Raw genomic sequence first — 22,936 nt, 5'->3', positions numbered from 1 at the left:
AGCGTGAAGAAGCCGTCGGTCAGGAATCCGAAGCCGATGCAGAGGACCAGCAGAACCGGCAGCATGCCGGCGGTGCGCATCAGCGACTGCATGCGCGCGCGATGATCGGCGCCGCGCAAGAGCGGCGTACGGTTGGCCACCGGGGCCGTCGCGGAAGCGAGGTTCCGCTGCTTGGTCGGGTTGATCATTTCGGTACCTTGAATGAAGAAGGAAATGAAGGGGCCGTGGTCAGTGCGCGTCGGCGAGTTCGGCCTGCGAGCCGGTCGCGAGCGCGATGATGGCTTCCTGCGTGATCGGGGTGTGCGTGTGGCCGCCGAGTTCGCCGGCGATCTCGCCTTCGCGCATCACGAGCACGCGGTCGGCGACACCGATGATTTCCGGCAGTTCGCTCGAGATCACGATCACGCCGACGCCCGCGCGGGCCAGTTCGTTGATGATCCGGTAGATCTCGGATTTCGCGCCGATGTCGACGCCGCGGGTCGGTTCGTCGAGGATCAGCACGCGCGGCTTCGTCTCGAGCAGGCGCGACAGCAGCACTTTCTGCTGGTTGCCGCCCGACAGCGCGCCGACGTTGACGTTCGCGTGCGGCACGCGGATCGACAGCGAGGCGATCGCGTCGCGTGCGCGTTCGGCGCCGCGCGCGAGATCGAGCGCACCGAGCCGCGCATCGCGGTTGCATACGGAGATGTTGATGTTGTCGCGCACGCTCATGTCGAGGAACAGGCCCTGGCGCTTGCGGTCTTCGGTCAGGTAGATGAGGCCGGCGTCGATCGATTCGCGCGGCGAATGGGTGCCCAACGTGCGCTCGCCGAGCTTCACGTCGCCGCGGGTGCGCGTCTCCGCGCCGAAGATCAGCCGTGCGAGCTCGGTGCGGCCGGCGCCGACGAGCCCGGCGATGCCGAGCACCTCGCCGGCATGCAGGTCGAGGCTGCAGCCGCGCACGCGTTCGCCGTCGGCGATGTCGCGCACCGACAGCAGCAGGTGGCCGGGGTCGTACGGGGCATGTTCCTTCTTGTAGAAGCCGGAGATGTCGCGGCCCACCATCATCGCGACGAGCCGCTCGGCCGACAGCGATTCGCGCTCGAGCGTGCCGACGTACGAGCCGTCGCGCAGCACCGACACGCGGTCGGACAGTTCGTAGATTTCCGCCATCCGGTGGCTGATGTAGATGATCGCGAGCCCTTCCTCGCGCAGCTGGCGGATCAGGCCGAACAGATGCTCGGTCTCGCGCGAGGACAGCGGCGTCGTCGGTTCGTCCATCACGAGGATGCGCGCGCGGGTGTGCACGGCGCGGGCGATCTCGACGAGCTGCTGTTCGGCGATCGACAGCGTGCCGACGAGCGTGTCGGGCCCGAACGGCGCACCGAGGCGCGCGAGCACGTCCTGGCAGCCGCGCGCCATCGCCGCGCGGTCGATGGTGCCCCAGCGCCGGTTGCCGCGCCGCAGTTCGCGGCCGACGTAGATGTTTTCCGCGACGGTGAGGTTGGGTGACAGGCACAGCTCCTGGTAGATCACCGCGACGCCGGCATCGCGCGCGGCGAGCGGGCCGTCGACGTCGATGCGCTCGCCGTCGATCAGGATCTCGCCGCCGGCGTCGGCGCGGTAGGCACCCGAGAGGATCTTCATCAGCGTCGATTTGCCCGCGCCGTTCTCGCCCATCAGCGAATGAATCTCGCCGGGATAGACGGTCAGGCTGACGTTGTCGAGTGCGCGCACGGCCGGGAACGTCTTGCTGATTCCGCGCATCTCGAGCAGCGGTCGGGGCGAGTTAGAACGAGACATAGGCGACCTCTTGCGTATCCAGACCTGCACCTCTCAGAATCCCGGAGCGCGGTGAAAAGTTGAAGAACATCGGCAGCGTCGCGGCGCCGATCGCACCGGCGTCGGCGCCGAACGTGCCGCGCACGAGCGTCGGGGTACCGCGCGCTTCCGGCGCGGTGGCGGCGAGCGCTGCGCGCAGGCGGGTCGTCACCGCATCGAGCAGGCCTGCGTCGGTATCGGCGTCGAGCACCACCACCGGCGCATCGACGACGCACAGCACCGCGCGCAATGCAGGTGCGAGTGCGTCGACGCAGTCGTCGATCCATTCGTCGACGGCGGGCAGGCCGCGCGCGATGCAGGCCTCGAGGTCGGCGCGGTTCTCGACCGTCTCGCCGTGATGGCGCAGGTGGCGCACAAGCGCATGCAGCGACGCGCGGGCGAGCAGGATGTCCCACTGCCCGCGCGGCGGCGGCGCGGATGCCAGCCGGCTCGGCGGCACGGGCATCACGGCGATGTCGCCGGCATTGCCGGTCACGCCGCGCAGGCAGTCGCCGTCGATGGCAACGCCGCCGCCGATCGCGGGACCGATGAACAGGTAGACGAAGTCGTCGCACTGACGGCCGTACCCGTAGAACAGTTCCGCGATTGCGGCCGCATTGCCGTCGTTTTCGCCGTACACGGGTAGCGACAGCGTGCGTCCGAGGTCGCTTGCGAAGTCGACGTCTTCCCATGCGCGGAACGTGTCGGGTGCGAGACCGAGCTCGCGCATCCACGCGCCGAGGTTGTATGGTTGGGCGACGCCGACGCCCGTGAGGCGCGCGCGCTCATGCGCGGGAAGCAAGTCCTGCATCGCGTCGATGTCGCGCCGCACGATGTCTAGCACGTCGGCGGGCGGGGGGAGCTGCATGTCGTGCGAGCGGCGGCCGAGCACGTCGCCCGCGAAATTGACGAGCGCCGTCTCGATGCGCATCCGATCGAGATGGACGCCGATGCCGAACGCACCGCGCGGATCGAGACGGATCAACGAAGCCGGCTGGCCGCGCTGGCCTTCGGTACGACCGGCGAATTCGATCAGCTTTGCGTCGGCGAGCGACGCGATGATGCTGCCGACCGCCGTGCCCGTCATGTTCGCGAGACGGGCGAGGTCGGCCTTCGACGCGCTGCCCGCACGGCGCAGCGTCTTCAACAGCAGGCGCTCGTTGTAACGGCGCACGTTGACCGAGTTGCTGCCCTGGCCGATGTGCGGGCTTCTCATGGCGTCTCCTTCCATGGCGCGCCGGCTGTGGGCGCATTAAATAAATCATGCTGATTTATTTAACCGCGTGAGCGGCGGCATGTCAGCTTAGGGAAATCCCGGTTTCGTCCGGAGATGACGGCGGAGTCTGGTTTCCGGGCAAGCGTGGTGCGCGGGGAGGTCGGAAGTTTCGAATTCGTCTGATGGATTTGCTTTCAGGCACACGCCACGATTGCCTATCGGGCTGTTTGCAATACGGCAGCACGGAGATGGCGATGTCGGTGCAGGCGGGGGCATGTGGCGCGGGCTGCAGGTCGCTTGTTCATCGACGCGGCGGCGGAAGCCGCCCTGCGTCTGCTTCTATTTGAGAGAAAGTCCATGCACCGCACGACGCGTCCTTCGATATCGCTACTTGACCCATACACCGGTAGCGAACCGCTGCCGCTTTACTCGACGACGGTGACCGTTACTGGTGGCGAGTCGGCGCATGGACGGTCGTCCGGACATGTGCGTTCGGCAACCGGCGAACTGGATGTGTCGTTGCGCTTGCCGGTTGAACTGGGTGGCACGGGTGGCGGCACGAATCCGGAGCAGCTATTCGCGGCCGGCTTCGCCGCATGTTTTCATGGCGCGTTGGTGCTGGTCGCGACGAAACGCCGGATTCGACTGCCCGTCGATCTCGCGATTTCGGCCAGCGCAACGTTTCAGCGCGACCCGGCGGATGGCTGGTTTGCGCTCACGCTGGATGTCGAGGTCAGCATGCCGGGTGTGGGTGCCGATGATGCGCGTAAGCTCGTCGCCGCGACCGAGGCGATTTGTCCTTACGCGAAGATGGCGAGGGAGGGGATTGGGCACACCGTACGCATCACCGGGACGGTGTGAGCGCGATGTGAGGGGGATATCGCGCTTCCGGCAGCGGAAATGAAAAAAGGTCGGCTAAAAGCCGACCTTTTAAAAACAGATGGTGCCCAGGAGAGGACTCGAACCTCCACGGTGTTGCCACCGCTAGGACCTGAACCTAGTGCGTCTACCAATTCCGCCACCTGGGCACGTTTCGCTTGCTGCGATGCGAAGACCGCTATTCTAGCGTGTCTGAAGAACCTGTCAATAGAATTTGAGGTCGCGAACGAAAATAATTTGGCGGCTTGCCTGCGGGGCTAGAGATGCGCGTCGTAGCGAGGGGGCGATGCGACAAGATGCCGGGCATATGGATGCTGCCATGACTGCGCGTTATCTATTCGGCGCCGGAAATGAAAAAGGTCGGCTAAAAGCCGACCTTTTTAAAAACAGATGGTGCCCAGGAGAGGACTCGAACCTCCACGGTGTTGCCACCGCTAGGACCTGAACCTAGTGCGTCTACCAATTCCGCCACCTGGGCACGTTTTGCAGTAGCTGCTTGCTGCAAAGAAGTGAAATTATAGCGTGTCTGTAGAGGCTGTCAACACCATTTGATCATTGGCGATAAAAATATCGCGCGTTGCATGTTCGGGTTTTCAGACGCCGATCGGATCCGCACGCTTCGCCGTGAAATTCCAGCGCAACGCTTCGCTCGTGTCGACGCGAGCGGGTAGCAAACCGGCTGCGAGGAACGTATCGGCGATCTTCTGCTGCTCACCAAAGTTCTGCGTGACCACGTCGCGCACGAGATAGCTGCGTCGCGCGTTCGCGCGCTCGATCGTCTTCGCGTCGAGTCCCCAGATCGGCGCCAGGGTATTGGCAGCCTCTTGCTGGTGTTCGCGCAGCCATGTGCCAGCCTGCGACAGACGATCGAACACGATCTGGATGACGTCTGGGCGCGCGGCAGCAAAGCTGCTCGATGCGAGGTAGTAGCGCTGGTATGAAGCAAGCCCGTTGCCATCGGCCAGAATCCGCACGTCGGGATTCGAGTCGACGGACGCGACGTACGGATCCCACGTGATCCACGCATCGACGCTGCCGCGCTCGAACGCCGCGCGGCCATCCGCCGGTGTCAGGTAGTGGATCGCCGTATCGGCAGGGGCGAGCTTGGCGCGCGTGAGTGCGGCAAGCAGCAGGTAGTGGCTGCCGGCAGCCTTCGTGACGGCGATGCGCCTGGCCTTCAGATCGGCGAGCGTGCGCAGTGCACTGTCGCGCTTGACGATAATGGCCTGCGCTTTCGGCGACGGCGCTTCCTGCGCGACGTACACGAAGCGCGCATGTGCGGCTTGTGCGAAGACGGGAACCGTGTCGGCCACGTCGGCGCTGAAATCGACGGCGCCGACATTGAGCGCTTCGGTGAGCGGCAAGCCGCTCGCGAACTCGTGCCACGACACGCGCAGGCCGAGCGGAGCGAGCGACTGCTCCAGCGTGCCGCGCGTCTTGAGTAGCGTAATGAGCGTCGACGATTTCTGGTATCCGATGCGCAGTGCGGATGGCGTGTTCTCTGCGTGAGTCCGGATGCCGGCGGCGCTCAGGCCGACGGCCAGCATCGCATGCGTGAATACGCGGCGGTTCATCGACGTCATGTGGAGAATTCCTCGTTGGGCTCGTTGAGAGCAAGGCGGCTAACGTACCAACGGGGAGGGCAATCAATAACTGATTAATTCTGCTATCGATCGGAGCGGCGGGTATATGGCGCGGCCAGTGCGTGCAATGTGCGCGCCGGAAATGAAAAAGGTCGGCTAAAAGCCGACCTTTTTAAAAACAGATGGTGCCCAGGAGAGGACTCGAACCTCCACGGTGTTGCCACCGCTAGGACCTGAACCTAGTGCGTCTACCAATTCCGCCACCTGGGCACGTTTTGCAGTAGCTGCTTGCTGCAAAGAAATGAAATTATAGCGCCCCAATTATTGGTGTCAACACTTTTTTGCGATGCGCCGCAAACCGGCCGCTGTGGCGCCTGGGCGCGGCATTCGCGTCATTTCGCAACACAGGCGGGTGATAGAATGATCCGCCGCCGTCACTATAGAACTGTCTGACGGACACTTCTATGTTGATGCCGTGCACCGTCAGTCAACGCAACGAGAACAATCATCGACAAACCCTTGAGCAAATATCCGTACCCCATTCCGAGCCGTGAAGAAATTCTCGGCGTGCTGCGTACGAGCGACGCGCCGCTGGCCGCCAACGACATCGCCGAAGCGCTGTCGATCAAGCGTCAGGAGCGCGAGGGGTTCTTCCGGCGAGTCGCCGCGATGGAACGCGACGGCCAGATCCGCCTCGACAAGCGCGGCCACTACCAGCTCACTCATCCGTCGAACTTCGTGGCCGGTCGCGTGCAGGGGCATCGCGACGGCTACGGATTCGTGATCCGCGACGACGGCCAGGACGACCTGTTTTTGCCGAACGGCGAAATGCAGAAGGTGATGCACAACGACCGCGTGCTCGCGCGGATCGTCGGCTACGATCGCCGCGGCCGGCCGGAAGGCCATGTCGTCGAGGTCACCGAGCGTGCGAACAAGCGTGTGATCGGCCGCCTGCTCAATGAAAATGGCGCGCTGATCGTCGCTCCGGAAGACAAGCGTATCGGCCACGACATCCTGATCACGCAGAACGTGAAGAAGGCGAAGGTGGGGCAGGTCGTCGTCGTCGAGCTGACCGACTTCCCGAGCCGTCATTCGCAACCGCTCGGCCGCGTCGTCGAAGTGCTCGGCGACATCGACGATCCGGGCATGGAAATCGAGATCGCCGTGCGCAAGTACGGCGTGCCGCACGAATTCAGCCAGCCGGCACTCGACGAAGCCGCCGCGCTGCCGGACAAGGTGCGGCCGGCCGACCTGCGTTTCCGCGTCGATTTGCGCGACGTGCCGCTCGTGACGATCGACGGCGAGGACGCCCGCGACTTCGACGATGCCGTCTACTGCGAGCCGACCAAGGTCGGTCGCGGCGACGGCTTCCGCCTGATCGTCGCGATCGCCGACGTGTCGCACTACGTACAGCCGGGCAACGGTCTCGACGCCGACGCGCTGGAGCGCAGCACGTCGGTCTATTTCCCGCGTCGCGTGATCCCGATGCTGCCCGAGAAGCTGTCGAACGGGCTGTGCTCGCTGAATCCGCAGGTCGACCGCTGCGTGCTCGCGTGCGACATGGTGATTACCGCGCGCGGCGAGATCAAGGCGTACCAGTTCTATCCGGCGGTCATCCATTCGGCCGCGCGCCTGACGTACACCGAAGTCGCCGCCGTGCTGTCGAATACGAAGGGGCCGGAGGCGGCGCGCCGCGCGGACCTGCTGCCGCACCTGCAGGACTTGTACGGCGTCTACAAGGCACTGTTCGCTGCCCGCCAGAAGCGCGGCGCGATCGACTTCGACACGACCGAGACGTACATCGTCTGCAACTCGCAGGGCAAGATCGAGCAGATCGTGCCGCGTCAGCGCAACGATGCGCACAAGCTGATCGAGGAATGCATGCTGGCCGCGAACGTCTGCGCGGCCGACTTCCTGAAGCGCAACAAGCACCCGGGCCTGTACCGCGTGCACGCGGGGCCGACGCCGGAGAAGCTGGAGAACCTGCGCGCGTTCCTGCGCGGCATGGGCCTGTCGCTCGGTGGCGGCGACAAGCCGCACGCGAGCGACTACGCGGCGCTGATGGCGCAGATTCGCGACCGGCCCGATGCGCAGATGCTGCAGCCGATGCTGCTGCGCTCGATGCAGCAGGCCGTCTACAGCCCGGACAACATCGGCCACTTCGGTCTCGCGTATGAGGCGTACGCGCACTTCACGAGCCCGATCCGCCGCTATCCCGACTTGCTCACGCACCGCGCGATCTACGCGATCCTGTCCGGCAAGAAGTACGCACCGAAGGCGCCGGACGGCTTCGAGCTGAACACCGCGCTGTCGCCGCGCGCCCGCGCGATGCAGCAGGCCGACGACGAAGCGCGCGGCCGTTCGCGCTCGAACACGGCGATCTGGGAAGAACTCGGCCTGCACTGCTCGGCGAACGAGCGGCGTGCCGACGAAGCGTCGCGCGACGTCGAGGCCTGGCTCAAGTGCTACTTCATGCGCGACAAGCTCGGCGAGGAGTACGGCGGGATGGTGAACGGCGTCACGTCGTTCGGCATCTTCGTGCAGCTCGATACGCTGTTCATCGAAGGGCTCGTGCACGTCACGGAGCTCGGCTCGGACTATTTCCAGTACGACGAGATCAAGAACGAGCTGCGCGGCGAGCGCACCGGCATCCGCTATCGCCTGTCGGATCGCGTGCGCGTGCAGGTGAGCCGCGTCGATCTCGACGCGCGCAAGATCGATTTCCGTCTCGTGCGCGATACACCCGTGAAGGCGCCGCGCCCCGCGCCGGCGCCGGTTGCTGCCGGTAACGGCAACGATCGCGGCGGCCCGCGCGTGCGCTCGTTGCCGCCGGCGGAGGATGCCGTGCCGCGACGCAAGAAGGCGGCAAGCGCGCCGACCGTCGCGGTGAAGGAAGCGCGTGCAGCGCGTGCAGCGAAGAAGAAGGGCGGCACGGCGGCGAAGACGGCCGCGAAGAAGCCACACGCGCGCAAGAAGTATTGAGCGCTCGGGGCGGCGCGAAGCGCACGCCCTTGCAGTATCGAGAGACGCCGCGTTCTACCGGTCACCGGCCGGCAACGCGGCGCTTTCCTTTTCCATGGATCGCGGCTGCGCGCGTTGCGCGGCCGCACGTTTGATCGAAGGTTGTTCCAGTCATGTCACGTCTGAAGGTTCTTTACGGTTTTCATGCGGTGACCGCACGTTTGCGGCACGATGCATCGACGGTTGCGGAGGTGCTGTACGACCAGACGCGCCGCGACCGCCGCATGCAGGACTTCCTGCACGCCGCGAAGGAAGCGGGCGTGCGACTGATCGCGGCCGACGAAACCCGCCTGTGGGGGCTCGCGCACACCGAGCGCCATCAGGGCGTCGTCGCGCGCGTCGAGGACGTTCCGCTCGCGCAGAACCTGTCCGAGTTGCTCGACGGCATCCAGGGCCCGGCGCTGCTGCTGGTGCTCGACGGCGTCACCGATCCGCACAACCTGGGCGCATGCCTGCGTGTCGCCGATTCGGCCGGCGCGCATGCGGTGATCGCACCGCGCGACCGCGCGGTCGGCCTGAACGCGACAGCAGCGAAGGTCGCGAGCGGCGCAGCCGACACGGTGCCGTACATCACGGTCACGAACCTCGCCCGCGCGCTGCGCGAGCTGAAGGACGCGGGTGTGTGGATCATCGGCACGTCGGACGAAGCGTCGGCGACGCTGTACGAAACGAAGCTCGACGGCCCCGTTGCCATCGTGATGGGTGCGGAAGGCGAAGGCATGCGCCGGCTCACGCGCGATACGTGCGACGAAGTGATGAGCATCCCGATGGCCGGCAGCGTGGAAAGCCTGAACGTGTCGGTTGCGAGCGGCGTGTGCCTGTATGAAGCGGTGCGGCAGCGGCGCGTGAAGGGCTGATACACGGGCTGACGCACGCGGTCTCGCGTGATGCGCGGGCCACCATGACCCGCACGACGCGTGCCGCGATTGCGCGCGGCACGCGGCTCCCGGAACTCGCGAACCATGACCCTGTTTCGCCTCGGCGCATCGTGCGCCGTCCTTGGCCTGCTGGCCGCCTGCACGTCGCCGTCGCTGGTCGAGCGCGGCACCTATTACGCCGACACGAGCCTGCACGCACGCGGCGCCGATTCGCGAATCCGCTTTCTCGTGATGCATTACACGGAAAGCGACGAAGCGAAATCGCTGCGTACGCTGACGGGCGATTCGGTCAGCGTGCACTACGTGGTGCCGCCGCAACCGCGCATCGAACACGGGATGCCGGTCGTCTACCAACTCGTTCCCGAATCGAAGCGCGCATGGCACGCCGGCATCAGCGAATGGCAGGGCACGACCGAGCTCAATGCGGCATCGATCGGCATCGAGAACGTGAACCGCGGGCCGCTCGATCCGCAAAACCGTACCTGGCAGCCGTATCCGCCCGAACAGGTCGATGCGCTGATTCGTCTGTCGAAGGATATCGTCGCGCGCTACCAGATTCCGCCGACGCGCGTGGTCGGACATAGCGATATCGCGCCGCAACGCAAGATCGATCCGGGGCCGCTGTTCCCATGGCATGCGCTCGCGCAAGCCGGCGTTGGCGCATGGCCGGACGATGCGACCGTGACCGCACGGCTCGGCGGGCGCGATCCGCACGCGCTCGTCGACGTGCGCGAATTGCAGCTGAAACTCGCGCGCTACGGCTACGACGTGCCGACCGACGGCGTGCTCGATGAGCGCACGCGGCGCGTATTCGCCGCGTTCCAGATGCATTTTCGGCCGTCCGACTATGCGGGCGATCCGGACGCCGGAACCGACGCGATCGCGCAGGCACTGCTCGACAAGTATTTTCCTGCCACGCCGGCCACCGGCAGCGCGTCGGCCACCGGCGCGCCCTGACCGGCGGCGTGCCCGGCGCCGACACCCGCACGGAAAAAGCCCGAGCCGTCTTCCGAGTCCGGTAAACTGGCGGTTTTCCGCAATCCTGCTGTATTCCCACCTCATGACTCAAGACGAACTCAAACGCCTGGTTGGCCAGGCGGCCGCCGATTATGTGATCCAGAACGTGCCGGAAGGCGCCGTGATCGGGGTCGGCACCGGCTCGACCGCCAACTGCTTCATCGACGCGCTCGCGACTGTCAAATCGCGCTATCGCGGCGCCGTATCGAGCTCGATCGCGACGACCGAACGCCTGAAATCGCACGGCATCAAGGTGTTCGATCTGAACGAGGTCGAATCGCTGCAGGTGTACGTCGACGGTGCCGACGAGATCGACGCAAGCGGCGCAATGATCAAGGGCGGCGGCGGCGCGTTGACGCGCGAGAAGATCGTCGCGTCGGTGGCCGATACGTTTGTCTGCATCGCGGACGGCAGCAAGCGCGTGCCGGTGCTCGGTGCCTTCCCGCTGCCGATCGAGGTCGTGCCGATGGCGCGCACGGCGATCGGCCGGCGCGTGACCGCGCTCGGCGGCGTGCCGGTGTTGCGCGTGACGAAGGACGGCGCGCCGTACATTACCGACAACGGCAACGAGATCATCGACGTGAAGGGGCTGCAGATTGCCGATCCGCGCGGTTTCGAAGCGCAGGTCAACGCATGGCCGGGCGTCGTGACGGTCGGCCTGTTCGCCGAGCGCGGCGCGAATCTGTGCCTGCTCGGCACGGCGAACGGCGTCGAGACGATCGTTTATCCCGGTTAATTAAAACTGAATGAGAAGCAGTCCGTAATGGCATCAGGATGCCGTAATGGATTGCATGTTTAAATTTTGAGAGAACCGCGGCCCGGCAAGCGCAGAGCGCTTCCCGGGCTTTTTTTGAAGCCTTATAAATCACCCCGTCTAAAAGAGGGATAACCCTGTCAGGTGTTTACCAGATAGCGAAATATCCTCGAACTCATCAACTTATAGATCATAAGAACAGTCGTAACCAGGGCCGGCGGAACTGCGGAGCAGGTGTTCGCAAATCGACGCACGGGGAGGTGTCATGGAGCAGGGCAAAGACCGGTCACTGGTCGCCAAAGTGATGGATGGGCTTGTCGAGGGTATCGTCGAGGACAAGTACGGCGGCATTTTGCCGCCGCAGGATGTGCTGTCGAAAGAGTTCGATGTCAGTCGTACGGTGATGCGCGAAGCATTATCGATGTTGCTTGCACGCGACATGCTCGACGTGCGTCCGAAAGTCGGTACGCGCGTTCGGCCGATGCGCGACTGGCGCATGATCGATGAAGACGTCGTGAGCTGGCGGTTTCGTGCGAAGCCGGATCCGCAGTTCATGCGCGACGTCATCGAATTCCGAATGCTGATCGAACCGCGCGCGACCGCGCAGGCGGCGGTCCGTGCGACGGCCGTCGACATCGCTGGCATCCGCGAAGCGTTCGAGGCGTTCAAGGTGTTGCAACCGGGCGACCCCGGCTACGACACGGCGGACGAACTGCTGCACACGCGGATCGTCCAGGCGAGCGGCAACCAGTTCTTCCAGCAGATGGCGGCGATCGTGCGCGGTGCGGTGCGGCTCGTGAATCCGCGCGTCGTGCAGAAGGATGGCGCGCACGACATCGCGGTCAAGGCGCATGCGCGCGTCGTCGATGCGATCGAACGCCGCGACCCCCGTGAAGCCGAAGCGGCATCGCTCGCGCTGATCGATTTCAGCGCCGACGAGATCTCGCGCGATTTCTCCGTCGACGTGCCCGTGCGCGCCTGAATCCGAACGCGTCGCTTATCCGTGAGCCGGCAAGCCGTTTATCATGACGGCCGGCCGGCAGCATGCCGGCCGCCACCGTCATACGACCGACACGGAAGATCCGGATGAACGACTTCGACAACCGCCCGGTGCGCTTCGGCATCGTCGGCGCTGGCAGCATTGCACGCCGTTTCGCGCAAAGCCTCGCTCACGTGCCCGGTGCCATGCTCGCCGGCGTGTGGGCCCGCCGCGCCGACGCGGCAACCGCCTTCTGCGACAACTGCGGCGGCACGCCTGCCGCCAGCCTCGATGCACTGCTCGCGAGCGACATCGACGCGATCTACATCGCGACCCTTCACGACAGTCATGCGCACTATGCGCAGGCGGCACTCGCCGCCGGCAAGGCCGTGCTGTGCGAAAAGCCGGCGACGCTGAACGCGACGCAACTCGACGGCGTGCTGGATGCCGCCCGCGCCGCCGGACGGCTCTTCATGGAAGCGATGAAGCCGCCGTTCTTTCCGTTGTACCGTCAACTGCGCGCCCACCTGGATGACGATCCGATCGGCGAGATCCGGCTCGTGCGCGCGGGCTGCGCGTCGTCGTCGGTGCCTGGCGATCATTCCGTCTATCGTCTCGATCGTGCCGGCGGTGCGCTGCTCGACATCGGGATCTACGAAGCGTTTCTCGCAGTCGACTGGCTCGGTGCCGCATGCGACGTGCAGACGCTCGGGCGCGTCGGCGCGACGGGCGTCGATGTATTCGCAAGCCTGAACAGCTGCCACGCGAACGGCGGCATCGCGCAGCTTTTCTGCGGGCTCGACGCGATGGGTCGTGGTGACGCGCTGATCGCCGCGGCCGGCGGCCACGTGACGATTCACGAGAAGTGGTGGAACCCCGCGCGGGCGACGATTCGCTATGCCGACGGGCGTACCGTCGAACTCGACGCACCGTTCGACGGCGGTGGCCTGAACTACGAGACCGCGCATTTCTGCGACCTGCTGCGCGCGGGCAAACTCGAGAGCCCGATCATGACGCACGACCATTCACGACAGATGATCGCGATGACCGACGCGGCACGCGCGGCGCTCGGCGTGCGCTATACGGGCGAGTAGGCGGGAAGGACGGGGCCGGGCGCGCATCCGCGGCCCGGCGCCGATGCAACGTGCTTAGTGCCGCGCGGGCAGTGACAGGCGCTTTTCGTACCAGCGCTGGACCCATTCGAGGATCTGGCACAACACCCAGTAGACAGCTGCTGCGGCAAGGTACAGCGGCAACGGCTGGTAGGTCGCCGCGATCACTTCCTGCGCGCTGCGCAGCAGCTCGGTCACGGTGATCACGGACACGAGCGACGTGTCCTTGATCAGGCTGATCAGGCTGTTCGACAGGCTCGGCACCGCGATACGCAGTGCCTGCGGGCCGATCACGTAGCGCAGCGTCTGCCCCCAGGACAGCCCGAGGCTGTATGCGGCCAGCCATTGGCCGCGCGCGATTCCGTTGATCGCGCCGCGCATGCTTTCGGACATGTAAGCGGCGACGTTCGCGGACAGCGCGATGACGCCGGCCGGCGTCGGATCGAGCGAGATACCGAGGCTCGGCAGCCCGTAATAGATCACGAAGATCTGCACGAGCAGCGGCGTGCCGCGCATCAGGCTCACATATGCGCGCGCGAGCCAGGCGAGCGCGTTGACCCAGATGCGTTCGAAGCCCTCGAGCGATTCGCTTTGCCGGATGCCCATCATCGCGAGCACGACGGCGCCGAGCAGGCCGAACACCATCGACAGCACGGCGAACTTGACGGTCAGTACGGCACCCTGGGCGAGCACCGGCAGCGATTGGACGAGCAGGGACGTTGTCGACATGGAATACGAATCGAATGCGTGCGCGAAAGCGCAATCATAAACCGGACCAGTAAAACAAAGGGCGGCATCGTTGCGGATGCCGCCCTTTACGGCCCGCCGTCAGGCGGGAAACACAGGCGTGCTTACTTGATCGGCTTCGTCACGTCGATGCCGAACCACTTGTCCGAGATCTTCGTGAACGTGCCGTCGGCTTCGAGTTGCGCCATGGCGTCGTCGATCGCCTTCTGGAACTTCGGATTGCCCTTCTTGAACGGGATGCCCGACGGATTCGCCGAGCCGACGTTCGCGCCCGGACGCAGCGGCAATTGCGAGTTCTTCGTCAGGTACGCGAGCATCAGGCGGTCGTTCAGTGCCGCGTCGAGACGCCCGGCCGCGAGGTCGCGCAGGTACTCGGGCGCGCCCGGGTACGTCTTCACGTCGATGCCGGGTACCGACTTCGCCATGTCCATGTAGTTCGTGCCGAGCGCGACGCCGAGCTTCTTGCCCTTCAGGTCTTCGAGCGACTTGAACTGGCGCGTGTCGTCCTTGCGCTGGATCAGCTGCGCGGACGAGTACGTGTAAGCGGGCGAGAAGTCGAGCGTTTCCTTGCGCTTGTCGGTGATGCCGACCTGGTTGGCGATCACGTCGAACTTGCCGGCCTGCAGGCCCGCGATGATGCCGCTCCATTCGGTTGTGACGAACTCGGCCTTCACGCCGAGCTTCGCGGCGACGGCCTTCGCGATGTCGACATCGAAGCCGACGAGTTCGCCTTGCGGGTTCTTCGAGTTGAACGGCGGGAACGTGCCTTCGAGGCCGACGCGCAGCGTGCCGCGTTGCTTCACCTGGTCGAGGAGGTCGGCCGCATGCGCGGTGGCGGCGGCGAACGACGTGCCGATCAGGCCGGCGATCAGCAGCTTCTTCAGCAGCGAAATTTTCATCGTGTGAGCTTCCTTGCCCCGGCGGGGCGCTTGATTCTGACAGTGGCGTCGATCATAGCAAAAATGCAATCGACCACTAAATATTGTTTGTTTATGGCTATATTACGCGGCGCGTTCGCGCGCGATGGCCTTCACGCATTCGGCCACGAGCGCGGGGCCGCGATAGATGAAGCCCGTGTACAGCTGGACGAGCGACGCACCGGCCGCGAGTTTCGCGCGTGCGTCGTCGCCCGAGAAAATGCCGCCGACGCCGATGATCGGCACCGCGCTGCCGACTTCGGCATGCAGCTTGCGGATCACTTCGTTCGACGCGTCGAACACCGGACGGCCCGACAGGCCACCGGCTTCGTCCGCGTGCGGCAGGCCCTGCACGGCCGCGCGCGACAGCGTCGTGTTGGTGGCGATGACCGCTTCGATCTTGTGGCGCAGCAGCGTGTCGCCGATTTCCTTCACCTGTTCGTCGTCGAGATCGGGGGCGATCTTCAGCGCGAGCGGCACGAGCTTGCCGTGCAGGTCGGCGAGGCGCTGCTGCTTGTCCTTCAGCGCGGCGAGCAGCGCGTCGAGTTCGCCCGCGCCTTGCAGCTGGCGCAGGTTCTTCGTGTTCGGCGACGAAATGTTGATCGTCACGTAGCTCGCGAACGGGTACACGCGCTCGAGGCAATAGAGGTAGTCTTCCGCGGCGCGTTCGATCGGCGTGTCGGCGTTCTTGCCGATGTTCAGGCCGAGGATGCCGCGATAGCGGGCCGCCTGGACGTTCTTCACGAACTGGTCGACGCCGTGGTTGTTGAAGCCCATCCGGTTGATCAGCGCTTCGGCCTGCGGCAGGCGGAACATCCGCGGGCGCGGATTGCCCGGCTGCGGGCGCGGCGTGACCGTGCCGACCTCGATGAAGCCGAAGCCGAGCGATGCGAGGCCGTCGATGGCCGCGCCGTCCTTGTCGAGGCCGGCCGCGAGGCCGACCGGGTTGCGGAACGTGAGCCCCATCACGGTGCGCGGCGCATCGGGCACACGGGCCGACAGCGCGCAGGCGAGGCCTGTGCGGCCGGCCGCGCCGAGCGCGCGCAGCGTGAGGTGGTGAGCGTCTTCCGCATCCATCTTGAACAGGGATGCGCGGGCCAGCGGATAGAGGGAACTGAACACGGGAATTGGGCGGACAGCCGGAATGAATGACAACCCGCTATTTTACCGGGAGTTGCGCGGCAAGGGCGGGCTTTGCTTCGCGCGCGCCGGCGGTGGCGTTGCTCGTGCGGTGCGGCGGCGCGTGCACGGGCAGAAACGGCGCCCGTTGCAGGCGCGAAGCCGCGCCGCGGGACGACCTCTCAACCCGACCCGGAATGTCCGCCTGGCAGCGGCGCGCGGGCCAGTGCCGCGTCGACCGGCGGCAAGTCGACCCGATCGGGATCGAGTACTTTCCAGCGGCCGTCGAGCAACCCTTCGAGCGGATGGAAGTTCGCCTTGTAGGCCATCTTCGGGCTCTCGCGGATCCAGTAGCCGAGATACACGTACGGCAGGCCGAGGCTCCTCGCCTGCTCGATCTGCCACAGGATGTTGTAGGTGCCGTAGCTCGAGTGCTGGTCGTCGGGTTCGAAGAACGTGTAGACCGACGAAAGTCCGTCGCCGAGGATGTCGATCATGCTGACCATGCGCAGCTTGCCCGGCTCGCCGCCCGGCGCGTCGAGGTCGCGGAATTCGACGAGGCGCGAATTGATCCGGCTCTGCAGCAGGAACTGCTCGTACTGGTCGCGGCTGTCGCGGTCCATGCCGCCGCCCGCGTGGCGCGCGGACTGATAGCGCATGTAGAGCGCGTAGTGCTCCTCGTCGTAGTGCAGCGGAGAGACCGTCGCGACGAGCGCGCGGTGCCGCTTCCACATCCGGCGCTGCGTGCGCGACGGCGCAAACGCGCCGACCGGCACGCGCACCGGCACGCACGCACGGCAGCCGTCGCAGTACGGGCGATAGGTGAACACGCCCGAGCGCCGGAAGCCGGCCTTCACGAGCTCGGTATAGATGTCGGAGTTGATCAGGTGGCTTGGCGTCGCGACTTGCGAGCGCGCGATGCGGCCGTCCAGATAGCTGCACGGATAGGGCGCCGTTGCATAGAATTGCAGCGCCGAAAGCGGTGAAAGCGGCAGCTCAGTCGGGTGAGTCATGGGCAGCTCTCGATGCAGGGAGGGAGTGCCGCGCTAGCGCTCGGTCCCGGAGGGCGCCGCCGTTTCGGCGGGGCCCGTCAGCGCGGCGAGCATGCGCTTGTCGAACTGCCACGGAATCGGCGGTTCGGCTACCGCGCGGCGCACGTGAGCGACAAAGGCCTTGCGTGCGATCTCGCGGCCACCGAGCGACGCTAGATGCGACGTATTCTGCTGGCAGTCTATCATCTTCAGCCCCTGCTCGCGAAGGTGGGCGACGAGCGTCGCCAGCGCAATCTTCGACGCATCGGTGGCATCGGCGTACATCGACTCGCCGAAGAACATCCGTCCGAACGCGACGCCGTAGAGGCCGCCGACGCGGCGCCCGTCGTGCCACGTCTCGATGCTGTGCGCGTTGCCGGACCGGTAGAGCGACGTATACGCGTCGATGATCTCGGCCGTGATCCAGGTGCCGCGCTGTCCGCGGCGCGGCGCCTGCGCGCACGCGCGCATCACGCCCGGGAAGTCGTGGTCGACGCGCACTTCCCATGCGGGGTCGCGCAGCACGCGCCTGAGCGTCTTGCGCAGAGACGGGGACACCTTGAATTCGGCCGGCGCGAGGATCATCCGCGGGTCGGGGCTCCACCACAGCACAGGCTGGCCGTCCGAATACCACGGGAAGATGCCGCGCAGGTAGGCCTCGATCAGGCGCGACGGCAGCAGGTCGGCGCTCGCGGCGAGGAGCCCCGGCGCGCCGGTTGCGGGACCGAGCGCGCGTTCGATGGGCGGAAAGGGATCGTCCGGGCCGAGCCAGGGGACCATGGAGCGCGGGCTCAGCCGTTGCGCAGCGAGCGGAAGATATCGCCGGTATGCACGCCGTAGTCGCCGGCGGCGCGATCGGCGAAGAAGAAGCGCAGGGTTTGGCTGACGGTCGGGAACGCGATCTCGTCCCACGGAATGTCGGCTTCGTCGAACAGCTTGACTTCGAGGCTTTCCTCGCCGGCCTCGTAAGCCGGATCGGTGAGCCGCGCCAGATAGAACAGGTGGACCTGATGCACGTGCGGCACGTTGAGCAGCGTGAACAGGTTCTGCACCTCGACGCGCGCGCCGGCTTCCTCGAGCGTTTCGCGCGCGGCGGCCTCGGCCGTCGTCTCGCCCATTTCCATGAAGCCCGCAGGCAGCGTCCAGAAACCGTAGCGCGGTTCGATCGCGCGGCGGCACAGCAGGACCTGATCGCCCCAGACCGGCACCGTGCCCACCACGTTGCGCGGATTCTGGTAATGGATCGTGCCGCAGTGATCGCAGATGAAGCGCTCGCGGTTGTCGCCCGGAGGAATGCGCGCGATGACTTCGTGACCGCAGACGGAGCAGAATTTCATGACGAGTGGAAGGGACGAGGTGATGCGAGTGTATCACCGGGGCGGGGCATTCTCGAACGCGCGCGCATATGTGCGGCATGCCGCGCGAAGCGCAACGCGCGATGCGCGGGATCGGGCGTGAAAAACAAAAAGCCCGGCGTAGAGCCGGGCTTTTTGCATGAATCGGGACGTTGGTTGCGGGGGTAGGATTTGAACCTACGACCTTCGGGTTATGAGCCCGACGAGCTGCCAGACTGCTCCACCCCGCGTCCGTCGAAGAATTGAATTATATGGACTAACCCGAATGCTTGCAAGCACTTTCTGACGATCACGTTGGAATCGGGGGCGAGGCGGTTGTAGGGCCGGTACGGCAGGCGCGTGCGCTAGAATCGAGCGGTTTGCTTGTGTCGTTCATTCCTGCAGCGTAGCCGTGCGCGAATTGAATTGCGTCGGTGCCGTTGCAACACTCACTACTGCATCGACGGATTCATGGACATCGCTCACGATCTGCAATCGATCGGCGCTCAGGAACAGGCGCTCGTGTTTCCCCATTTCGACCCGGCTCGCGCCTGGGCGCTCGGCAACCGGATGCATGCGCTCGCGACGTCGCGCGGTCACGCCATTGCAATCGACATCGTCACGTTCGGCCAGCCGCTGTTCTATGTGGCGCTCGCCGGCGCGACGCCCGACAACGCCGACTGGGTGCGCCGCAAGCGCAACGTCGTCGCGCATTTCCGCCGCAGCTCCTATGCGATCGGCCTGCGCATGCAGCAGGCCGGCGCGACGCTCGCGGACAAGCACGGGTTGCCGATCTCCGAGTATTCGCCGCATGGCGGCGCGTTTCCGCTGACCGTCGCGGGGGCCGGCGTGATCGGCTCGATCACCGCATCGGGGCTGCCGCAGCGCGCGGATCACGAGTTCGTCGTCGAAGCGCTGTGCGCCGAGCTCGGGCAGGACTACGCCGTGCTGGCGCTTGCGAGGAGCTGAGCGATGCAGCTTCCGGGTTACGCATGGCTCGCGATCGCGATCGTCGCGGAAGTGATCGGCACGTCCGCGCTGCGCGCGGCGGACGGCTTCACGCGCTTCTGGCCGTCCGCGCTCGTCGTGGCCGGTTACGGCATCGCGTTCTACTGTCTGTCGCTCACATTGCGCACGATGCCCGTCGGCATCATCTATGCGGTGTGGTCGGGCGCCGGCATCGTGCTGATCACGCTCGTCGCGATGCTGCTCTATCGTCAGGTGCCGGACGTGCCGGCGGTGATCGGCCTCGGGCTGATCATCGCGGGCGTCGTGGTGCTGAACCTGTTCTCGAAGATGCAGGCGCATTGAGCGTGCGCCCGCGATACGCCGGATTCTCCACATGACCGATTCCATTTCCGCTTCCGACGAAGCTGCCCAGCTCGACGTGCGCGCGTATGTCGCGAATCGCATCGGCTATCTCGAACTGAACCGGCCGAAGGCGCTGAACGCGCTGTCGGTCGGGATGATCCGCCTGATGCAGCAGGCGCTCGATGCGTGGCGCGACGACGCCGACGTGGTCGCTGTCGTCGTGCACAGCCCGCATCCGCGCGCGTTCTGCGCGGGTGGCGACGTGCGCTTTTTCCACAACGCTTGGCAGCGCGGCGACCGCGATGCGGTGGACACGTTCTTCATCGAGGAATACACGCTCAACCACACGATCTTCACTTATCCAAAACCGTACATCGCGCTGATGCACGGCGTCGTGATGGGTGGTGGCATGGGCATTTCCCAGGCGGCGCGGCATACGGGCGGCCTGCGCGTCGTCACCGATTCGACGAAGATGGCGATGCCTGAAACGCGCATCGGCCTGTTCCCGGACGTCGGGATGAGCTGGTTCCTGGCGCGCACGCCGGGCGCGATCGGCCGTTATCTCGCGGTGACCGGCGCGACGCTCGACGCAGCCGGCGCACTGTATGCGCAGCTCGCCGACGTCTACCTGCCCGATGCCGCGCTGCCGGCGCTGCTCGATACGCTGCGCAGCGCGCGCATCGACAGCGGCGCGCAGGCCGTCGCGTGCGTGGCCGACGCGGCTGCCGCGCACAAGGTCGTGCCGACGCCCGACACGTCGGCGCTGGCCGACGCGCATGCCGGGATCGACCGGCATTTCGCGCAAGCCGATATCGGTGCGATCCTTGCGTCGCTCGACGCCGAGCAGGATTGCGCCGCAGTCGACGGATGGGTCGAGAAGGCGACGCACGCGATGCGCCGCCAGTTGTCGCCGCTGTCGATGGCCGTGTCGCTCGAAGTCGTCGAACGGGCGCGCGGTGCGACGATGGCCGATTGCCTGCGGCGCGATCTCGACCTCACGCGTTCGACGTTCGCGCACGGCGACGTGATCGAAGGTGTGCGCGCGCTGATCGTCGACAAGGACAACCAGCCCGTCTGGCGCTTCAGGTCGACTGCCGATATCGACAGGGCCGACGTGCTCGCGATGTTCGACAGCCCGTGGACGCCCGACACGCATCCGCTGCGCAACCTGAAGGACTGACACGCCGCGGTATCGAAGCGAAAAGCAAAAAGGCCGCCTGCATGTGCAGGCGGCCTTCTTATTTGCTGATGCCGATCCGGCTCGGCGGCGGTGGGCCGGAGCCTCGCCGCAAGACGTGCATTATTCGTCGCCGGCGTCGTCCGACATGAACGCACGCATGAACACGAGCGCGCCGAAGCCCCACACAGCATTCGCCGCGAAACCGGCCGCGAGCACCGGCATCATGTTGCCCGACGGCCAGATCCCGCGCAGCGGATCGATCGCGAACACGCGGGCAGCCGTCAGCACGATGCCGCCGAACACCAGCGCGCCGATCCACGGCGCCTCGCGGTCCGGCGACACGCGCAGCAGCCACGCCATCGGGATCGCGCAGCACGCGCTGATCAGCGCGTTCGCGACAAATTCAGGAATGCCGAGCGGCGCGAACGGTTGCGTGGAGAATCCGGCGGTGGCGATCAGGTCGGCCGTGTGCAGGAGCGCGAGCGTCGCTTCGCGAAAGAAGAGGGCGGCCAGGAAGCCGGACAGGAACGGCAGGATGACTTTCTGCATCGATGAGTGTATTGCAGGCGCGGCCGGCCGGGGCTGTCCGCGCGAAGTTATTCGGATAGGTGCGTCATTATAGGGCCCGGCCGACGCGATATTCGCTGGAGCGTCGTGCTAATCACGAAAGCGGAAAACCTAAGCTCAAAAAAATCGTTCCAAAGCCCTGCCCCGATCCATAGACTGATTTCCCAGAAACAGCCGTGCAATCGCGTACTCGCCCGCGGCACGGCCTGACCGGCGAGCCATCCCGATTCGAACGCACACCATGCATGCGTTGCTCATCCGCGACGCGAGCAGGGCCTCGTTTTATCCGGATTCCGGCAAGAACAGTCAAGCAGGAGCAGCAGATGAATGTTTTCTGGTTTATCCCCACGCACGGCGACAGCCGGTATCTCGGCACCGCCGAAGGCGCGCGCGCCGCGGATTACGATTATTTCAAGCAGATCGCCGTCGCGGCCGATACGCTCGGTTATGAAGGCGTGCTGCTGCCGACCGGCCGTTCCTGCGAGGATGCGTGGGTCGTCGCGTCGAGCCTGATTCCGGCGACGCAGCGCCTGAAGTTCCTGGTCGCCGTGCGTCCCGGCATCGCATCGCCGGGACTGGCCGCGCGGATGGCCGCGACGTTCGATCGCCTGTCGGGCGGGCGCCTGCTGATCAACGTCGTGACGGGCGGCGATGCCGCCGAGCTCGAAGGCGACGGACTGTTCGCCGATCACGACACGCGCTACGAGATCACCGATGATTTCCTTCACATCTGGCGCGGGCTGCTTGCCGCATCGCACGAGAACGGCGGCTTCGACTACATCGGCAAGCACCTTCAGTCGAAGGGTGGCAAGGCGCTTTACCCGTCCGTGCAGCGCCCGCATCCGCCGTTGTGGTTCGGCGGGTCGTCGCCGGCCGCGCACGCGATCGCCGCGGATCACATCGACACCTACCTGACCTGGGGCGAGCCGCCCGAGGCCGTCGCGAAGAAGATTGCCGACATCCGTGCGCGCGCCGAATCTCGCGGCCGCAAGATCCGGTTCGGCATCCGCATGCACGTGATCGTGCGCGAGACCGAGGACGAAGCATGGCGCGATGCCGAGCGCCTGATCAGCCGCCTCGACGACGAGACGATCGCCCGCGCGCAGAAGGCATTCGCGAACATGGATTCGGAAGGCCAGCGCAGGATGGCTGCGCTGCATGGCGGCAAGCGCGGCGGCCGCGCGGCGCTCGAGGTGTATCCGAACCTGTGGGCCGGTGTCGGGCTCGTACGTGGCGGCGCGGGCACCGCGCTCGTCGGCAATCCCGAGCAGGTCGCGGAGCGCATGCGCGAATACACGGATCTCGGCATCGAGACGTTCATCCTGTCCGGCTATCCGCACCTCGAGGAGTCGTACCGTTTTGCCGAACTCGTGTTCCCGCTGATCAAGGGCGAGGGCGCAAAGCGGCCGTCCGGCCCGCTGTCGGGCCCGTTCGGCGAGATCGTCGGCAACAACTACCTGCCGAAAGCGAGCCAGAGCTGAGCGAAGGAGG

At 65.8% G+C, this 22,936-nt stretch carries 21 protein-coding genes, 4 tRNA genes and 1 pseudogene; 11 read left to right on the top strand and 15 right to left on the bottom strand.

The genetic code is table 11. From position 1 onward, the window contains the following. The 3 genes and pseudogenes from DIE15_RS09775 to DIE15_RS09765 all read right to left on the bottom strand — a co-directional run. Positions 1 to 188 (bottom strand): annotated as a pseudogene (locus tag DIE15_RS09775) (ribose ABC transporter permease); the annotation flags it as partial. Positions 189 to 228: 40 nt separating this feature from the next. Beyond that, positions 229 to 1,782, bottom strand: coding sequence for a sugar ABC transporter ATP-binding protein (locus DIE15_RS09770; RefSeq protein WP_124833086.1), 1,554 nt, complete (start codon positions 1,780 to 1,782; stop codon positions 229 to 231). Next, positions 1,769 to 3,016: an ROK family protein gene (locus DIE15_RS09765; protein ID WP_124833085.1), complete on the bottom strand. Its 1,248-nt coding sequence runs from the start codon at positions 3,014 to 3,016 to the stop codon at positions 1,769 to 1,771. The genes DIE15_RS09770 and DIE15_RS09765 overlap by 14 nt, the downstream gene beginning before the upstream one ends. A gap of 357 nt (positions 3,017 to 3,373) precedes the next feature. Between DIE15_RS09765 and DIE15_RS09760 the strand changes: the two genes are divergently transcribed. After that, entirely contained in the window at positions 3,374 to 3,877 is a 504-nt protein-coding gene (locus DIE15_RS09760) for an Ohr family peroxiredoxin (RefSeq protein WP_057924351.1), read from the top strand. A gap of 80 nt (positions 3,878 to 3,957) precedes the next feature. Here the strand turns inward: DIE15_RS09760 and DIE15_RS09755 are convergent. From DIE15_RS09755 to DIE15_RS09740, 4 genes are all read right to left on the bottom strand, one after another. Continuing rightward, positions 3,958 to 4,044, bottom strand: a tRNA-Leu gene (locus tag DIE15_RS09755). A 242-nt stretch (positions 4,045 to 4,286) separates the two neighbouring features. Next, positions 4,287 to 4,373, bottom strand: a tRNA-Leu gene (locus tag DIE15_RS09750). A 115-nt stretch (positions 4,374 to 4,488) separates the two neighbouring features. Continuing rightward, positions 4,489 to 5,478, bottom strand: a complete 990-nt coding sequence (locus tag DIE15_RS09745) for an aliphatic sulfonate ABC transporter substrate-binding protein (RefSeq protein WP_124833084.1) — start codon at positions 5,476 to 5,478, stop codon at positions 4,489 to 4,491. 183 nt (positions 5,479 to 5,661) lie between these two features. Further along, positions 5,662 to 5,748: transfer RNA gene (locus DIE15_RS09740), tRNA-Leu, on the bottom strand. A gap of 249 nt (positions 5,749 to 5,997) precedes the next feature. On the opposite strand from DIE15_RS09740, the gene rnr reads away from it, so the two are divergent. The 6 genes from rnr (at position 5,998) to DIE15_RS09710 (ending at position 13,221) form a co-directional block, all read left to right on the top strand. Beyond that, entirely contained in the window at positions 5,998 to 8,460 is a 2,463-nt protein-coding gene (rnr, locus tag DIE15_RS09735) for a ribonuclease R (protein ID WP_057924353.1), read from the top strand. Positions 8,461 to 8,612: 152 nt separating this feature from the next. Next, complete coding sequence (rlmB, locus tag DIE15_RS09730; protein ID WP_057924354.1) at positions 8,613 to 9,356, top strand: 23S rRNA (guanosine(2251)-2'-O)-methyltransferase RlmB; 744 nt, start codon at positions 8,613 to 8,615, stop codon at positions 9,354 to 9,356. A gap of 105 nt (positions 9,357 to 9,461) precedes the next feature. After that, positions 9,462 to 10,334, top strand: a complete 873-nt coding sequence (locus DIE15_RS09725; protein ID WP_124833083.1) for an N-acetylmuramoyl-L-alanine amidase — start codon at positions 9,462 to 9,464, stop codon at positions 10,332 to 10,334. Between the two features lie 103 nt (positions 10,335 to 10,437). Continuing rightward, positions 10,438 to 11,130 carry a ribose-5-phosphate isomerase RpiA gene (gene rpiA / locus DIE15_RS09720; protein WP_057924356.1) on the top strand — a complete coding sequence of 231 codons (693 nt, stop codon included), beginning with the start codon at positions 10,438 to 10,440 and terminating at the stop codon, positions 11,128 to 11,130. A gap of 283 nt (positions 11,131 to 11,413) precedes the next feature. Beyond that, positions 11,414 to 12,130, top strand: coding sequence for a FadR/GntR family transcriptional regulator (locus DIE15_RS09715; protein WP_057924357.1), 717 nt, complete (start codon positions 11,414 to 11,416; stop codon positions 12,128 to 12,130). Between the two features lie 104 nt (positions 12,131 to 12,234). Then, positions 12,235 to 13,221: a Gfo/Idh/MocA family protein gene (locus DIE15_RS09710; protein WP_124833082.1), complete on the top strand. Its 987-nt coding sequence runs from the start codon at positions 12,235 to 12,237 to the stop codon at positions 13,219 to 13,221. Positions 13,222 to 13,275: 54 nt separating this feature from the next. Here the strand turns inward: DIE15_RS09710 and DIE15_RS09705 are convergent, their stop codons facing one another. The 7 genes from DIE15_RS09705 to DIE15_RS09675 all read right to left on the bottom strand — a co-directional run bounded on the left by DIE15_RS09705 (position 13,276) and on the right by DIE15_RS09675 (position 18,638). Further along, on the bottom strand, positions 13,276 to 13,968 hold the full coding sequence (locus DIE15_RS09705) for an amino acid ABC transporter permease (protein ID WP_057924359.1): 693 nt from the start codon (positions 13,966 to 13,968) through the stop codon (positions 13,276 to 13,278). 122 nt (positions 13,969 to 14,090) lie between these two features. Next, a complete protein-coding gene (locus DIE15_RS09700) occupies positions 14,091 to 14,885 on the bottom strand; it encodes a cystine ABC transporter substrate-binding protein (protein ID WP_124833081.1) in 795 nt (264 codons plus the stop codon). A 102-nt stretch (positions 14,886 to 14,987) separates the two neighbouring features. Beyond that, positions 14,988 to 16,025 (bottom strand): quinone-dependent dihydroorotate dehydrogenase, encoded by a 1,038-nt coding sequence (locus tag DIE15_RS09695; protein ID WP_057924361.1) that lies wholly within the window; start codon positions 16,023 to 16,025, stop codon positions 14,988 to 14,990. Between the two features lie 179 nt (positions 16,026 to 16,204). Continuing rightward, positions 16,205 to 17,035 (bottom strand): arginyltransferase, encoded by an 831-nt coding sequence (locus tag DIE15_RS09690; RefSeq protein ID WP_124833080.1) that lies wholly within the window; start codon positions 17,033 to 17,035, stop codon positions 16,205 to 16,207. 33 nt (positions 17,036 to 17,068) lie between these two features. After that, positions 17,069 to 17,833: a leucyl/phenylalanyl-tRNA--protein transferase gene (gene aat / locus DIE15_RS09685; protein WP_124833079.1), complete on the bottom strand. Its 765-nt coding sequence runs from the start codon at positions 17,831 to 17,833 to the stop codon at positions 17,069 to 17,071. Positions 17,834 to 17,844: 11 nt separating this feature from the next. Next, the gene (locus DIE15_RS09680) at positions 17,845 to 18,390 is read right to left on the bottom strand and encodes an NUDIX hydrolase (RefSeq protein WP_057924364.1); all 546 of its coding nucleotides are present in this window, start codon (positions 18,388 to 18,390) and stop codon (positions 17,845 to 17,847) included. Between the two features lie 171 nt (positions 18,391 to 18,561). Next, a tRNA-Met gene (locus tag DIE15_RS09675) sits at positions 18,562 to 18,638 on the bottom strand. Between the two features lie 220 nt (positions 18,639 to 18,858). Between DIE15_RS09675 and DIE15_RS09670 the strand changes: the two genes are divergently transcribed. From DIE15_RS09670 to DIE15_RS09660, 3 genes are read left to right on the top strand one after another with little or no spacing between them, the layout of a single operon-like run. Beyond that, entirely contained in the window at positions 18,859 to 19,356 is a 498-nt protein-coding gene (locus tag DIE15_RS09670; protein WP_057924365.1) for a heme-degrading domain-containing protein, read from the top strand. Between the two features lie 3 nt (positions 19,357 to 19,359). After that, positions 19,360 to 19,698, top strand: coding sequence for a multidrug efflux SMR transporter (locus tag DIE15_RS09665; protein ID WP_006764441.1), 339 nt, complete (start codon positions 19,360 to 19,362; stop codon positions 19,696 to 19,698). A gap of 31 nt (positions 19,699 to 19,729) precedes the next feature. Continuing rightward, positions 19,730 to 20,878: an enoyl-CoA hydratase/isomerase family protein gene (locus DIE15_RS09660; protein ID WP_124833078.1), complete on the top strand. Its 1,149-nt coding sequence runs from the start codon at positions 19,730 to 19,732 to the stop codon at positions 20,876 to 20,878. Between the two features lie 120 nt (positions 20,879 to 20,998). Here the strand turns inward: DIE15_RS09660 and DIE15_RS09655 are convergent, their stop codons facing one another. Continuing rightward, positions 20,999 to 21,427: a hypothetical protein gene (locus tag DIE15_RS09655; protein ID WP_057924367.1), complete on the bottom strand. Its 429-nt coding sequence runs from the start codon at positions 21,425 to 21,427 to the stop codon at positions 20,999 to 21,001. Positions 21,428 to 21,768: 341 nt separating this feature from the next. Between DIE15_RS09655 and ssuD the strand changes: the two genes are divergently transcribed. Next, the gene (gene ssuD / locus DIE15_RS09650) at positions 21,769 to 22,926 is read left to right on the top strand and encodes an FMNH2-dependent alkanesulfonate monooxygenase (protein ID WP_124833077.1); all 1,158 of its coding nucleotides are present in this window, start codon (positions 21,769 to 21,771) and stop codon (positions 22,924 to 22,926) included. The last annotated feature ends 10 nt before the right edge of the window (positions 22,927 to 22,936 follow it).

The sequence above is a fragment of the Burkholderia sp. Bp9031 genome (assembly GCF_003857965.1).
GTDB classification, from domain to species: domain Bacteria; phylum Pseudomonadota; class Gammaproteobacteria; order Burkholderiales; family Burkholderiaceae; genus Burkholderia; species Burkholderia ambifaria_A.
The sequence above is the reverse complement of the archived record's forward strand: the minus strand, read 5'-3'. Positions and strand labels throughout refer to the sequence as shown.